Origin of the sequence: Wolbachia endosymbiont of Onchocerca gibsoni, from assembly GCF_029169405.1 — a bacterium.
GTDB lineage: Bacteria > Pseudomonadota > Alphaproteobacteria > Rickettsiales > Anaplasmataceae > Wolbachia.
In genome coordinates this window covers 322683-337793 of the sequence record NZ_JABUMP010000001.1, presented here as the reverse complement: position 1 = coordinate 337793, position 15111 = coordinate 322683, and the positions used below count along the sequence as shown (strand labels likewise).

Annotated in this window: 14 protein-coding genes, 1 tRNA gene and 1 pseudogene; 10 read left to right on the top strand and 6 right to left on the bottom strand. The window is 31.3% G+C overall.

Going from position 1 to position 15111, the window contains the following annotated elements; all coding sequences use genetic code 11:
* Positions 1-20 precede the first annotated feature (20 nt).
* The gene (rpe, locus tag HSX44_RS01300) at positions 21-701 is read right to left on the bottom strand and encodes a ribulose-phosphate 3-epimerase (RefSeq protein WP_275601972.1); all 681 of its coding nucleotides are present in this window, start codon (positions 699-701) and stop codon (positions 21-23) included.
* Positions 702-891: 190 nt separating this feature from the next.
* Here rpe and HSX44_RS01295 point away from each other — a divergent pair.
* A tRNA-Arg gene (locus HSX44_RS01295) sits at positions 892-965 on the top strand.
* A gap of 904 nt (positions 966-1869) precedes the next feature.
* Here HSX44_RS01295 and HSX44_RS01290 read toward each other — a convergent pair.
* Positions 1870-3363: a UDP-N-acetylmuramoyl-tripeptide--D-alanyl-D-alanine ligase gene (locus HSX44_RS01290; RefSeq protein ID WP_275601971.1), complete on the bottom strand. Its 1494-nt coding sequence runs from the start codon at positions 3361-3363 to the stop codon at positions 1870-1872.
* 188 nt (positions 3364-3551) lie between these two features.
* Between HSX44_RS01290 and HSX44_RS01285 the strand changes: the two genes are divergently transcribed.
* The 6 genes from HSX44_RS01285 (at position 3552) to mdh (ending at position 7262) form a co-directional block, all read left to right on the top strand.
* Entirely contained in the window at positions 3552-4469 is a 918-nt protein-coding gene (locus HSX44_RS01285) for a hypothetical protein (protein WP_275601970.1), read from the top strand.
* Between the two features lie 3 nt (positions 4470-4472).
* On the top strand, positions 4473-4841 hold the full coding sequence (locus HSX44_RS01280; protein WP_275601969.1) for an HIT domain-containing protein: 369 nt from the start codon (positions 4473-4475) through the stop codon (positions 4839-4841).
* A 28-nt stretch (positions 4842-4869) separates the two neighbouring features.
* Positions 4870-5223 carry an NADH-quinone oxidoreductase subunit A gene (gene ndhC, locus HSX44_RS01275; RefSeq protein WP_014869121.1) on the top strand — a complete coding sequence of 118 codons (354 nt, stop codon included), beginning with the start codon at positions 4870-4872 and terminating at the stop codon, positions 5221-5223.
* 4 nt (positions 5224-5227) lie between these two features.
* Positions 5228-5734: a NuoB/complex I 20 kDa subunit family protein gene (locus HSX44_RS01270; protein WP_275601968.1), complete on the top strand. Its 507-nt coding sequence runs from the start codon at positions 5228-5230 to the stop codon at positions 5732-5734.
* Position 5735: 1 nt separating this feature from the next.
* Complete coding sequence (locus HSX44_RS01265; protein ID WP_275601967.1) at positions 5736-6308, top strand: NADH-quinone oxidoreductase subunit C; 573 nt, start codon at positions 5736-5738, stop codon at positions 6306-6308.
* 3 nt (positions 6309-6311) lie between these two features.
* Positions 6312-7262 (top strand): malate dehydrogenase, encoded by a 951-nt coding sequence (gene mdh, locus HSX44_RS01260; RefSeq protein WP_275601966.1) that lies wholly within the window; start codon positions 6312-6314, stop codon positions 7260-7262.
* A 13-nt stretch (positions 7263-7275) separates the two neighbouring features.
* On the opposite strand, the gene HSX44_RS01255 is transcribed toward mdh, so the two are convergent.
* The 3 genes from HSX44_RS01255 to HSX44_RS01245 all read right to left on the bottom strand — a co-directional run bounded on the left by HSX44_RS01255 (position 7276) and on the right by HSX44_RS01245 (position 8842).
* Positions 7276-8067, bottom strand: coding sequence for a TatD family hydrolase (locus HSX44_RS01255; protein ID WP_275601965.1), 792 nt, complete (start codon positions 8065-8067; stop codon positions 7276-7278).
* A gap of 15 nt (positions 8068-8082) precedes the next feature.
* Entirely contained in the window at positions 8083-8565 is a 483-nt protein-coding gene (locus HSX44_RS01250) for an RNA pyrophosphohydrolase (protein WP_275601964.1), read from the bottom strand.
* A 118-nt stretch (positions 8566-8683) separates the two neighbouring features.
* Complete coding sequence (locus HSX44_RS01245; protein ID WP_275601963.1) at positions 8684-8842, bottom strand: hypothetical protein; 159 nt, start codon at positions 8840-8842, stop codon at positions 8684-8686.
* Positions 8843-9322: 480 nt separating this feature from the next.
* On the opposite strand from HSX44_RS01245, the gene rsfS reads away from it, so the two are divergent.
* The 3 genes and pseudogenes from rsfS to rhuM all read left to right on the top strand — a co-directional run.
* A complete protein-coding gene (rsfS, locus tag HSX44_RS01240) occupies positions 9323-9640 on the top strand; it encodes a ribosome silencing factor (RefSeq protein ID WP_275602402.1) in 318 nt (105 codons plus the stop codon).
* A gap of 258 nt (positions 9641-9898) precedes the next feature.
* Positions 9899-11161, top strand: a complete 1263-nt coding sequence (tyrS, locus tag HSX44_RS01235; RefSeq protein WP_275601962.1) for a tyrosine--tRNA ligase — start codon at positions 9899-9901, stop codon at positions 11159-11161.
* A gap of 279 nt (positions 11162-11440) precedes the next feature.
* Positions 11441-11659, top strand: a pseudogene (gene rhuM, locus HSX44_RS03980) (RhuM family protein); the annotation flags it as partial.
* Between the two features lie 1220 nt (positions 11660-12879).
* Here the strand turns inward: rhuM and HSX44_RS01230 are convergent.
* Positions 12880-14043: an aspartate kinase gene (locus HSX44_RS01230; RefSeq protein WP_275601961.1), complete on the bottom strand. Its 1164-nt coding sequence runs from the start codon at positions 14041-14043 to the stop codon at positions 12880-12882.
* Between the last annotated feature and the right edge of the window lie 1068 nt (positions 14044-15111).

The following is a 15111-nucleotide window of genomic DNA, read 5'->3' as shown; positions in this document are numbered from 1 at the left end:
TAAAAGTTTTCGCAACTATGCTACAATAACAGGTTTTTAAAGTCATTTACAGTCTTTCTCATATTTTCAGTCCTAAATATTGCTGATCCAGTAACTAAGATATCTGCACCTGCCTTTACTATATCAGCTGCGTTTAAGAGGTTCACTCCACCGTCTACTGAAATTTGCGTTTTGAGATCACGCTCTTGTATCATTTTTTTTACAGTAGATATCTTGCTCAGTTGTGAATAAATAAATTTCTGTCCAGCAAACCCAGGATTGACTGTCATAACTAGCACAACATCCAGCTCATGTATTATGTACTCAAGAACACTAGGAGGAGTTGAAGGAACGATTGAAACTCCAACTTGAACTGTTTTTTTTCTACCATTTGTATTTTTATATGACTTTATTTTTCCTATCAGTTTCTCAAGATGTATTTCTGCTTCTGCATGTACAGTAATAATATCAGCACCAGCATTTATAAAGCTTTCAATATGTTTACTCGGAGATTTAATCATCAGGTGCACGTCAAAAAGAAGACTGGTATATTTACGTATTGCAGAAATAACACTTGGACCAATTGTAATATTTGGAACAAAATTTCCATCCATAACGTCTATGTGGATATAATCTACACCTAAGCTGTTGATTTTTTTTATCTCTTCTCCTAATTTTGCAAAGTCTGCTGAAAGTATAGAAGGTGCAATTTTGATACTCATGCTCCGTTTACTAAAAAATAAAAAATAACTTATTTTTAAAACTCTGTCATCAGTTCTTGATTAATGGACTCTAAAAAAGTTAATATCACATATTATAGTGATAAGGTCTTTTAGAAATTCATTCAAACGCCATGTTTACACAAAACACCTTGACTCCATACATGTTAAGAAGCTACTTATTATATAGTGTGCGCCCATAGCTCAGCTGGATAGAGCAACAGCCTTCTAAGCTGTGGGTCGTAGGTTCAAATCCTACTGGGCGCATTCTTTGCATCAATGCTTTCTATAGATCTCCAAGTATTCTGTGCTATATTTTCAATTAGTAATGAATGGTTTTTATTATTCTCAAGGGTCAGTTGACTTTCCAATTGAGCTATTTATCATAACCTTTACTTGATGCTAAGTAAGTATAAGGCTTGTATCACGGATTATAGGTTTTTAGCAACAGAGAAATGGGTTTCTTCTCCAAGAGGAAAGCTATTAGCTTCATCATCAGGAAAAATGCATTGACTAATAAGTATTTTCTATTAATAATATTAAGAATAAATTTTTAAGAAATAAATCTTCAGTTAATTTATATTATAGATTTTTTATCTTGTTTATTAAAGCTAATAACATTATATACCACCTCAGCAAAGTCAATTATACATACATATCTCGGTTAAAATTTAATTCACTGGTAATTAACGGTAGATGGGCTACAATAAGTAGTTAATTTTGCAAAAATTTATTTAAAACCTAATTTAGTTATTATTGCTTCTAGAAATGCTGAAATTATAGCTTTTTTCATCTTCTAGTCTGTTTTTATTATGTTTTCGAAACTTATCATCCTTTATCCCATAGCAGAAAAATTTATAGAAAATCATGCTTTTTTGTTTTATATAATACTCACTAAGTTCGTGACTGTGTCACATTCTTTCATACCTTCTGAAACTAATTTTTTATCAAAAAAGTCGCCTTTAGGTGTTGATGTTTAACCTAAATTTTTACACAGTTTCAGGTAAGCAGTTTTCTCTGACTACGGATAAATATTCCTATTATATACCTGACCGCTACCAAGCTTTTATGACATATTTTTCCATACGTCTTGTTTTACCGAAAGTAACTATACGTTTTATCACAATTGAAACTTCTAACACCCTAACCTTGAATTAATACAACAGTTTTTTTAATATTCTATTACAAATTCTTGTACTACAAGATTCATTTCTACTCCCCGCGAACCTTTAATTAGAATTACATCATTATCCTGAATAATACTAGCTAAATCACTTTTCAAGTGATTAGAATTATTGAAATGCATACCTCTTATGTTTCCTGGTAGAAGCTTATTCAATTCTAACATAAATTTGCCAACCGTATAAACTTTATCCACGCTATATTCTACAATAGACTTAAGCAAATTCTTGTGAAATATTACGCTCTCACTACCAAGTTCTAGCATATCACCAAGCAGTGCCACTTTCCTTTGACTAGAATATGTACCTAAAGTTCTTATCGCAGCTTCCATTGAAGTAGGACTAGCGTTATAGGAATCATCAATTAAATATACATACTTTTCATTATATTTAGCTTTATGAACACTGCCTCTACCTTTGGTTACACTAAAATTCTCAAGTGCAAGTAGTAATTTTGATAAATCAAGTCCAAGAACTTGTACAACTACTATAACAGCCAATGCAGAATATGCAAAATGTTCACCTCTCAAGCATAAATTACAGTTTATAATTTGATCGTTATTAAGTCTAATTTTTAAAACTAATCCATGAACATCTAGATTTCCAGCGCACAACTCTGATTTATTATATGACCGTCTAATACACTCGTTTACGATTGGACTTCCTATATTCCAGTATCTAGGCGCTGGAATGAAGACAGAAGATTCATTATTTTCTATTATATCTAATAAACAAACTGTAGCATTTTTATCTTTACCGAAGCTTACTATATTTCTATTAGCATGTGATAAAAGATAATCATAATATTTATTATCTTTGTTCAAAACTAAAGTGCCTTTAGTTTTCATACCATGTAAAACTTCCAATTTTGCTTGAGCAATATCAAATAGCGACGAAAAATTCTCAACATGCGCAGGTTCCACATTAGTAATAATTGCAATATCAGGATTACTAATCTCCGATAACTTCTTTATTTCACCAACTTTATTCATTCCCATTTCAAGAATTAAGTACTGGCAATTTTCTGGAGCTCTTAGAACTGTTAGGGGTAGTCCTATATTATTGTTTAAATTACCTTCTGTTACATAAGATACTCCATATTGCGATAGAACGATATGTAACATGTCCTTTGTAGTAGTTTTCCCAATACTGCCTGTAATTGCAATAATCTTAGCATTAGCAAGAACGTTTCTAACGTAATACGATGCCATGTCGTGCAAAGCTTTAAAGGTATCTTGCACAATAATCAAAGGAAAATTCTCATATTTATTCTCGCTTACTATTGCAACTGTTGCTCCTTTTAAAAAGGCATCATGTAGAAAATCGTGTCCATCAAAATTTTTCCCCTTGAGAGCAATAAATATATCACCTTTTTTTATACTTCTTGTGTCTGTTGAAATATTTGAGCTATGCATCCAATTACAACTACTCTCCTCTCTTCCATTAGTAGCATCGATAATATTGCTTGCATTCCACTTGAACATAATTTTACGTTAAAAGTAAATTAAATAATAAAAGTAGCTAAGACGCTAAATATTTTTAGCATGTATATAAATAATGATTGCAATCTCTATAATTTCACCTTACTCTAAATAATAGGAGTTTAAGTGTTTTTATCTATAGTTAAAGTGTGTTATAACATTTAGTTGTGAAAAATGCCTTAGGAGTATATATGGTAGAATCAATCTGGAATAAAGTAGGCAAGTTAGTTAAAAAAGCAATAAAAATTATAAAAAACATGTCTATTCTTCCGCTTAAAGTGCTTATTTACCCTATGAAGAAGCCAAGTGCCTCAATAAATGAAATGCAACATGATGCTAAAGTTTCATTAAAGAAAACTGCTGGTGTAAATGTACCTAAAGAAGAAAAGAAATATAACCCGCCTATAGGAACAACGGAAGCTAGTAAGAACCTTGGTGTACAAGTAATAAAACAAGGGAAAGGGTTAGTAATTTTTCTTGCTTCAAGGACTTTGACTGGAGATATATCCTGTTTAACTGAAAAACAGCTAGATAAAATAGAAGAGCTAAATAGTAGGTACTCAAGCGTGCATATGGATAAAGAAAACAATAGAATTATGATTACAGTCGATGTTGAGAAAATCATCAGCAGTATTAGAAGTAATTCTAAACACAGGGAAAAGAGCCAAGAGGAAGTAAAACAGCTTGTTATTAATAAAATCTACGATGAAGCTGATCGTACTCTCAAAGGCATAGCAAGAGTCGCTGGTGGGGAGTTTGTAACTCACACAGACAGGAAATTGCTATATGGTATTGGGGAAATGTTATATCAAAAAAGTAATAAATGGTTATCAAAAGCTATAAGCTATACAGAAAAGTCACCACGACAATCATTAGAAGTTATTGCAAATATAGATTTTAATATCACTGATCCTAACAATTTTCCTTATGGTAAGAAGGAAGGCATGTTTCCTATAAAATTACCACAAAGTATCGGAAAACAAGCAAGAAAATTTGAAATTAAAAGAGTTGAAAGTAATCTTTCGAACCTTGAAGGTGTTTCTTCTAGTAAGATAAGAGAACCATCTTTTATATTTAATAAGGAAAAAGAGGGAAAAGGCCGTTCTTAAAATATGAACAACAAAGGTTATGNTAGCAATAATATTTTTGCCAAAATATTAAGGGGTGAGTTGCCTTGCGAGAAAGTGTATGAAGATGAAGGTGTATTAGCATTTTATGATAAGTATCCTGATGCACCAGTTCATATTTTAGTCGTACCAAAAAATCAATATATTTCATACGATGACTTCATACTAAAAGCTTCTGCAGAGGAGATAGTGGGGTTCTTTAAAATTGTAAGAAAGGTAACATACAAATATAATTTAGAAAAAACAGGATACAGGTTAGTTACTAACTACGGTGAAAATGGAGAGCAAGTTGTGCCACATTTTCATGTACATATTTTAGGTGGTAAGAGACTAGGGAAGCATGTAAATTTATAGTATTGCTTTTTTCTATATGTTTTGTTAAATGAGTGAATATTTAACTATAGTAATTTTTATTTGTGTATCAATGGTAGTATCCCTTGCCTTAGGTGTATTACCTATATTTCTTGCCGTAAGCAATCCGGATAGTGAAAAGCTTTCTACATATGAGTGTGGTTTTAATCCTTTATCAAGAACAAGAAAAATTTTTAACATCAAATTTTACTTAGTTTCAATATTATTTATAATATTTGATTTAGAAGTTATCTTTCTTTTCCCTTGGGCTGTTTCCCTATCCAAAATAAGTTATTGTGGATTTTGGTCTATGATGATATTTCTTTCAATTCTTACTGTAGGCTTTATCTATGAGTGGTGTAAAGGTGTATTAGAATGGGAGTAAGTTTATGAAAAGTCAAATTTTATCTAATGACTATTATAGTTCCTATAAAAAAGAAGGATTTCTTATTACTAAATTTGGTAATTTAGTAGATTATGTAATTAATTGGGCAAGATCTGGTTCATTATGGCCGATGACATTTGGTCTTGCATGCTGTGCAGTGGAGATGATGCACACTGCATCTAGCCGTTACGATCTTGATAGATACGGCATAATGTTTCGTGCAAGTCCAAGACAAGCGGACGTTATGATTGTTGCTGGAACGTTAACCAATAAAATGGCAGCAGCATTGCGCAAAGTATACGATCAAATGGCAGATCCAAAATACGTTATTTCTATGGGAAGTTGTGCAAATGGTGGTGGGTATTATCACTACTCTTATTCAGTGGTTCGTGGTTGTGATAAAATTGTGCCAGTTGATATATACGTTCCTGGATGCCCACCAACCGCTGAGGCGCTGCTATATGGAATGCTATGCCTACAAAACAAAATAAAACAAACCCAGAATATATAGAATGAATAAAACTGCAAAATATATACAAAAAAAGACCAAATGTAAATGTATTCAACAAGATGATGGTACTATTATAATATATTCAGCCTTAGACAATATTGAGAATCACTTGCTTTTCTTGCGTGATGATGAAAAATGCAGGTTTGAATTATTAATTGATATTTTCGGAGTTGACTATCCAGATAGAGAAAAGCGTTTTGAATTAATATATAACTTACTTAGTGTCGTATACAACATCAGATTACATATAAAACTTCAATTAGATGAGAGTGATACTCCTCCAAGTATAGCAAAGATATTTAGCACAGCTTCTTGGTTTGAGCGTGAAGTGTTCGATATGTATGGAGTAGAATTCTCTGATCATCCTGATTTGCGTAGGATTCTAACGGATTATGGATTTAAAGGTCACCCCATGTTAAAAGATTTCCCTCTTACTGGTTACGAAGAAGTGAAGTATGATATAGAAGCAAAAAAGGTTGTATATAATCCTATAGATTTACCGCAAGATTTTCGTATACTTAATAGCTTATCTCCTTGGGAAGGCAAAGCCACAAAAACAGATACAAAAGAATAGAAAATGACAGCACAAAGAAAAAAAATATCTCTAATCGGTGCAGGAAATATTNGAGGAACTCTTGCTCATATGATTGCACTCAGAGAGCTTGCCAATGTTGTTCTATTTGATATTAGTGATGGAGTACCACAAGGTAAAGCGCTAGATATTGCAGAGTCATCTCCTATTGACAGGATTAATGTCAGCATTATCGGTACAAATAGGTACGAAGATATAAAAAACTCCGACGCGATTATAATAACTGCTGGCGTTGCAAGAAAACCTGGAATGAACAGAGATGATCTTCTCCAACCTAACGCTAAAGTAATGAAAGAGGCTGGTGAAAACATTAAAAAATATTCTCCAAATGCATTTGTAATAGTGGTTACTAACCCTTTAGATGCGATGGTTTCAGTGGTGCACAAGTATTCAGGCGTTTCAACTAATATGATTGTTGGAATGGCAGGAGTGCTTGATTCTGCCCGTTTTTGTTATTTTCTTGCAAGAGAACTAGATATTTCCATTGAGGATGTATCTGCTTTTGTGCTTGGAGGACATGGTGATACCATGGTACCTCTAATCAATTGCGCTTCAGTTGCTGGTATTCCTCTTACCCAAATTATCGATATGGGCCTCATTACACGGGAAAAAGTTGATGAAATAGTTAAACGTACTCGCAATGGCGGCAAAGAAATAGTCGATTTACTTAAGTCTGGATCCGCGTATTACTCTGCTGCATCTTCAGTTATATGCATGCTAGAATCATATCTAAAAGATAGAAGACGTATATTACCATGTGCTGCCTATCTTAATGGTGAATATGGTGCAGAAGGTTTATTCGTTGGTGTTCCTATAATTATTGGAAAAAATGGGATCGAAAAAGTCTTAGAAATTAAGATGAATAGTAATGAACAAGAAATGTTCAATAAATCTGTGAATGCAGTAAAAGAACTAATGAAATCTTTAGCTTCGTAAGCAGATCAATAATTTATAGATTTTTCTTCTCAGGGTTAAGTTTCACAAACAGTCTAGAAAAGTTATTTGTAGTTATTTCTGCTACTTTATTAGGTGATTCATTCCATAACTCCGCTAGACAATTTATAGTATATTTTATCATTGCTGGTTCATTTTTTTTCCCTCTATAAGGCTCAGGTGACAAATATGGAGCATCAGTTTCAACTAAAACAAGTTCACGTAGCACATTTCGTGCAATTTCTCTGAGTGAATTAGCACTTTTAAAAGTAATAATTCCAGAAAATGAAATGTATAATCCCAAATCCATAGCTTGGTAAGCAAGCTCCTTAGAGGAAGCAAAACAGTGTACTACTCCACTAAAAGTACCAATTTTCATTTCTGATTTTAACATATCAATCATCTCACAATCAGCATTTCTAGTATGAATAACTAAAGGTAACCCTGTTATCCTTGCCGCCTCTATGTGCGATGCAAAGCTTTTTCTCTGATTATTTTTATTATCAAGCCCATAAAAATCTAACCCAGTTTCACCGATGCTAATTACCTTTTGATTCTTAGTAAATTCAACTAATTCATCAACATGTATAAATTTGCCGTTCTCTACAGTAGCATCAAGCGGATGTACACCAACAGAGGAGTAAACCTGATTGTAGGATAAGGAAATTTTTAGTAGTTTAGGAATATCATCAATGCTGGTACATATGTTATGTAAAATTTTTACATCACTTTGCTTTGCTCTTGAAATCACTTTTGGTATTTCATTATCTGGGAAATAAATTAAATGACAATGAGAATCTATTATCACGAGTGCATATAAATGTTACTCAATAATAGGGATTTTTATTTGAGAAGAAAACTCTTCTATTACAGTTTTATAAACTTCTTTTTTAAAAGGTATAACATTGGCTACTAAATCATCCACATTTTGCCAATACCACTCTTTAAACTCTGAATGATCAGTGTTAATATTAATATCCTTATCCTCTCCATAAAATTTCATTAAAAACCATTTTTGCTTCTGACCGAAATATCTTCCATCCCAACGAATTGGTATGAATTTCTCAGGCAAATTATAATATATCCAACCCTTATTTTTAGCTACAATCTTTACTTTATCAGTACCAACCTCTTCTAGCAACTCACGCAACGCTGCCTGCTCTAACTCTTCACCATTATCAATCCCTCCTTGTGGCATCTGCCAGTAAAAGTCACTTTCAAAGCGTTTTCCAACAAAAACGTGCCCTTGTTTATTCAATAACATTATACCAACACAAGAACGATACCTATCTTTCTGTTTAATCACGAGTATGCTTTATTAAATAATTTNTTATAATCTTAACTAATTTAGTTATATTATTAAATTTTTTAATAACTCTTTTTAAAACTTCCCTTGCACTCAAATTCGAATTATCAATTTTAAGTTAACCTTCAGGCATAAATAGCCTTTTTTCTTTAATCATTTTTATAGCAAAATCTGAACCAGTGATTTTATTTACCTTATATTCATCTTTTAGTTTAACACACTTTATTAGTCCTTTATTACTGCGATATAACACTACAGAAAAAATTTCTATACCCATTTTTACCCAAATCTACTATTAAGCTGTATATTTTCTAGCTATAGGGGAATCACCATATATCAGCTCATTTACAAATATATATATAGTACTTTGGTTTTATACGATATTTCAACAGTATCACTAATATATCTTCTCCAGTTAGAAAAATTTTAACATAAGTTATCAGAAACTTCAACACTTAGTAATTTAGCAACCTCAAATTCAATGTTATTAGACGAGTTATTACATAATATAGCTGAATCAGTAATCTTGCACAGTTCTTTCATAGTAAGCTTATCACTATTGAAAAGCCAATTAAATAAATAAGAGCCTAGCTTATAATAAACACAATGTTAGAGAAACTATCTTTATAAGGTATATAAAAGTATATGTATTGTATATACTATTACATCAAAAATAGTTCATTTTTAGGAATTTTGGTGTATTATCGTAGATAAATATATAATTTTGAGGCAGACAAATAGTATAATGAATAATAGTATACTCAGTGATACAGAATCAATAAAGAATACAATTGTAAGTGTCATAAGTCAGAATAAAGGTCATGATATAACTACTTTTAATGTGCAAAATAAAACCGTTATTGCAAAATATATGATTATTGCATCTGGAAACTCAAACTACCACGTTAAAGCATTAGCTGAGCACATAATAAGAAGTCTCAAACCACATGATAAAATAGACGTAGAAGGTATGAATAAAGGTAATTGGGTAGTTGTGAATTTTCAAGATATAATGGTTCATATATTCAAGCCAGAAGTAAGAGAATACTATAAAATAGAAGAGTTATGGAATTAATTGACTAAACATCTAAGTAGTTAATATACAACTATATAAGTATAGTATCTTTGCGGTTAACTCCCCAAGAAGAGAGTTTGTTACCTCAGCGCCTTGATACTTAATACAGAAAGCTTAGTTATAGATGAACATACTATACAACTTTTTTGATAAAATTGTATGAGAAACTGGATTTTAGCATCACACATTGGGATGACACCATCATCAATGACTCCAATAATAATGTTCACATATAAAGAATAGTACACTAGGAAAATTATGGAGCACAAATCAGAATTCTTAGATTTTATCCGAGAGAGAGGATATTTATACCAATGTACAAACATTGAAGGGTTAGATCAGCTATTATCGCAGAATAATTACATAGTCGCATATATTGGGTTTGATTGCACAGCACCTAGTTTACATGTTGGTCATCTAATTCAAGTTATGATGCTGCGTCACTTACAAAAATTTAATTATAAGCCGATAATTTTGCTTGGGGGTGGCACAACAAAAATTGGCGATCCATCTTTTAAAGATAAGAAGAGAAGCATCTTATCCATAGAGAACATTAAACAAAATACATCTGACATAAGAAAGATATTAGAAAAAATGGTGTCTTTTAATGACAGCAAGACTGGTGCAGTGATCGTAAATAACGCAGATTGGTTAGATAGCATAAAGTACATAGATTTTTTATGTGATATAGGAGCATATTTTTCTGTAAATCGTATGCTAAATTTTGACAGTATAAGAATTAGGCTTGATAAAGAGCAAAATCTAAGTTTTTCAGAGTTTAATTACATGCTACTGCAAGCCTATGATTTTATTGAATTGAATAAAAAATATAACTGTCGTCTCCAGATTGGGGGATCGGATCAGTGGGGAAATATAGTAAATGGAATTGAACTTGGCAAAAAATTAAACCTACCTGAGTTGTTTGGTCTTACCACTCCTCTTCTACTAAACTCTCAAGGAGTAAAAATGGGCAAAACAAAAAGTGGAGCAGTATGGCTTGATGATAATATGCTAAAACCTTATGACTATTGGCAATATTTTCGCAATGTTGATGATCAAGATATAGGACGTTTTTTGAGATTGCTCACTGATATACCAATTGATGAGATTAAAAAATTAGAATCTTTGAAGGGTAAGGAAATAAACGAAGCAAAAAAAGTTCTGGCAACGGAAGCTGTAAAAATATGCCATGGTGAAAAAGAAGCAGAACTTGCACAATATGCTTCAGTCTCTGCCTTTGAAAATGGAAACAGTTCACTACTTTCTGAATACACCATAACAAAAGAACAGGTTGTAAATGGCATATCCTTAGTAGATCTACTGAATAACACCAGTCTTGAACCTTCAAAAGGTGCTGCAAAGCGTTTAATACAGGGCAATGGATGCAAAATTAATGATCATACTATTAATGATATTAACTATATGATAAATTCTGAAAACTTCAAAAGTCAGTCATTCATTAAACTATCCGCAGGAAGGAAACGTCATATTAAGATCATAGTGAATAAAGTTAAAAAATAAATTTCATACAAATGAGAAATTACGTATAAAAATAACTGAGAGAATACTAGAAAGTAAAATTGTTATGTATAACTCCAAGCAAAAATGTGAGAGTCAATGTTTTTGTATTAATTAAGTAAGATATTTAGCTCATGCAGAAAAAAATTTCAGAGTTATTTGGTATATAACTTCAGGCTATTTTGCTGAACATACAAAAAATATATTCAAACTCAGTAAACTATAGGAGAAAGCGGTTATTTCTAAAATGGAAATAACTGTGCTTTTAATAGTAAAAGTTATCTTACACAATTTTGCAATTTAGATACAATTTCAGATGTTAGTCATAAAGTAAATTCTCAGAAAGTAAAAACATTTAGAGTATGTTCTACAAAAGTTTTGAAGAGGTGCATCATCAAAAGGTTCGCATTAGATAGCAAACTACTGAAGAGCGGTAACAAGTTCGATGGAGATTATTTTAATGAACTAACTAAAAAGATTGAAGAAGTGCAAGCTTCATAGTATAGATTTTATTAAAANTTACAGATATTTATGCCAAATGCTTCTGCCAATTGCAGTTCGACTTCAGAAATAACAAAACAGTTCTACTCAAAAGTGTAAAATAAATTATATTGAATGATTCATAAGTTAGCCATTAAAGTTAATATATTCAAAAGTTAGTCATGAAAAGCCATTTGTAGGTTTTACTACATGAACTCCTAACGGCAAGATTTTAAAAATGGCGTAAATATTTTTTAAAATTATTTAACTGAAGTGGAATTAAGTTAAACTATATTATTTAGATATACCTAAACTGTGCTGAGCTATAAATAAAAAGACAAGCGTTAAAAAAATATGAATGTAAAATCTGGTTGTCAAGTTGAACGCATTTTTACTATTTAATGATTAAAAATTGCTCAAAGAGCCAAAAGAATCAATGCTAAAGTCACTAAAATTCTAGCTAAAAAGAAATCTACAAGATACCGGATCATTCAAAGATCAGCTATAAATCCAACTTTAGAAACTGATTAAAAGCAAACAAAGATAAAACTGACAACAAAAAGAAATGGCCATGTTGAAGTCGTGGCAGATTAGCTTTTGAAGCGAAAGGCAAACTTTCTCTCTACTTTTTCTGGGTAAGATCAAGTATAGCTACGCCAGCGTTTCAGTTATCTGAGCACTAAAACACCAACGTCAAGTTAGTGAATTTGAAGTTATTTATTTCTTAAAAAATAGAAAGACCTTATATTATAGCTACTAAAACTAGAAAAGTCAAACATTACCTCTAGGAGATCTAAAATAACGACTCTACAACATTTTATTTTTCCCTGACCTAAATGTTCTTTCTATATTTTTTTGAGAGCCTTTGTAAGTCCCTTTTACTAACATTTTTTAGAGACTTAACCTTATACCTTCTTGAGTTCTATCTGATATCTTTTAATCTCATTTAGTATCTATTAAAACAACTGTTTTTTGCACCTGAAATATGAAGTTTAGCAGTGCGCTCAATTAATATTCTATCTTTCCCATTTTTTAATTTCTCCTAATATCAATTTTTCTGTTAGCTCTTTAATAGATTCATTTCTTATTTCAACTAGTCCATTTAAAACATTCTATACTTCCTTGTTAAAGGTTATTTTACTTTTAAAGCTTACGTAAGTTTTACTAAAGTCTCTATTAAAAAGATTATACAACATTTTTCTGAATTTTTTAACAAAGGAAGTCGCTAATATATAAGATCACTATTTAGTGCCACACATCAACTCAGTATATAAATCTTTAACTAAGGCTTCAGCACATTCTCTTTGAATGATTATACTGATTTTGATTTCAGATGCTGTGATAGCAAGTACTTCTATGTTTTTTTCGCTCAAGACCTTGAGTACACGATGCATCACTTCAGCATTAGACATAACACCAATACCAATTATTGAAATTCTAGCTATATTACTGTTTATAACATGATTCTCATTTTTGCTCAGTAATTCTTTCATTAAATCGATATCAAACTCGGGAATCACAAAACCTAACCCGTGTATCATATTAATTTTCATGTTTGTCTTTACCATATCCTTTAAAATATGTAAGGTACTTGCAAGATTAGCAAAAGTCACAAGGACTTCATTAGTACTGCAAGTTATTCCAGTAATTGTATACCTCTCCAGTACATCTTTTTCATGCAGTACCACAGTCCCTTCTACCTTTTTAAAAGTAGATAGCACTTGTATTTTAATGTTATGTTTCATTGCAAGCTGTACTGAACGATCATGCAGTATTCTAGCACCAGATAACGACATCTCCAACATTTCATCGTAAGAAACAAACTTAAGCTTATGTGCCTTTGGAACAATTTTTGGATTAGCTGTATATATTCCATCGATATCAGTAAAAATCTCACAAACCTTAACATTAAAAGCTACTGCGAGAGCAACTGCTGATATATCAGAGCCTCCTCTGCCAAAAGTAGTGATTCTATTACCATGTATGCCCTGAAAACCAGCAATAATTGCAACAGTGTAACCTTCAGCAAAAGATCTTTTCAAAAGATCGATCTTTATTGTTTTTATTTTAGACTCAGAATGAAAATCATCAGTCATGATTGGTAACTGCCAAGCAAGCCAAGATTTAGCGTTCACTCCAATAGATTGAAGAGTGATTGCTAATAGGCCACAAGAAATCTGTTCTCCTGCCGAAAGTAGAACATCATATTCTGATAGTTCTCCTCTGCAGCTTAAATTTGAGATTTGTCTAGCCTGAAAGACCATTTGGTCAGTCAATCCTGCAACAGCAGAAACAACAACGACTACATTGCAACCTTTCTCAACATCTTTTTTTATTAAGTTTGCAACTCGATTTAAGTCAGTTAATGAAGTCCCACCAAATTTTTTTATGATTATATTGCCCATGGCTACAATATAACTTTCCTCTGGAGAAAAATATAGTTCTTATAGGAAAAATTTATGATAAGAACAATTCTTAAAGACCACTTAGAAAAAAAGAGATCAATGAAATAGTTGATTAATCTAGAAATATGAATTTATAACTAGTAAACTTACAGGTGTAGTGTATAGACTATCTTATATAAAAAGAGTTTAAGTAAGAATAAATATCGCACTTTAAAGTAATTATTTTTGATGTTTGATATTCAGAAGGAGAATGTAGCAAACTCTAGTATTGTTTAGTATTGGAAGTACTGAGGAAAAGTTCAATACACAATACCATAAATTATCGTTAGGATATCATTCAGGTAAAAATCAAAACAATAAAGAAGCAGAGCAGAAATTTAAGATTACTTTATCAAATAATCTTATTCTTAAAGAATTCATAATAAAACCGTTGGAAAACGATCATGATAAAAAATAATTTAGTAAAAGAGTTATGTGGTAAATTATTCAATCATGATTACAAGGAATTACAAAACATCTAGACAACGAAAGAGCAAAAGTAAATGCCTTTAATAAGCAGCAGTCAATTAATAGTTATATACTTGCTCCAAGTATTCTGCTTACTTCCTTCCTTTTAGGAAGGATTCTGTTATTCTCCTTATCTATTAAATTTTTTATAAGCAATGGTGTTAATTATAATCTACCCATAGCAGTATAGTTTTCTGCTTTCTCATCAGCAAGTTTCGTTTTAAATTCAATTATTAAGAGTATTTATGTTTAAAACAGAAAAATTTTAACCAGGTTAATTGTCTTTTACTGTTAGTTAACTTTGATCAAGAATGCAAAAATTTTTTGAAAAGTGATAAAACTAGTGGCTAAAAAATTCAATTATCTTAGGCAAAGTAATTTTACATCTTTAATGTTTTATGATGTGAGATTAAATTTAGCTATTAATGGTTTTTATTTCGCCAGCTCTACTTTAGGTATCTAAGTTGCTACTTTTTATTGTCATTCACACTTTTAGTTGTTATTTTACCTTGTTTTAAGTGGATGCAGTTAATTACATTCTCAAAAAAACAGCTGTAAATT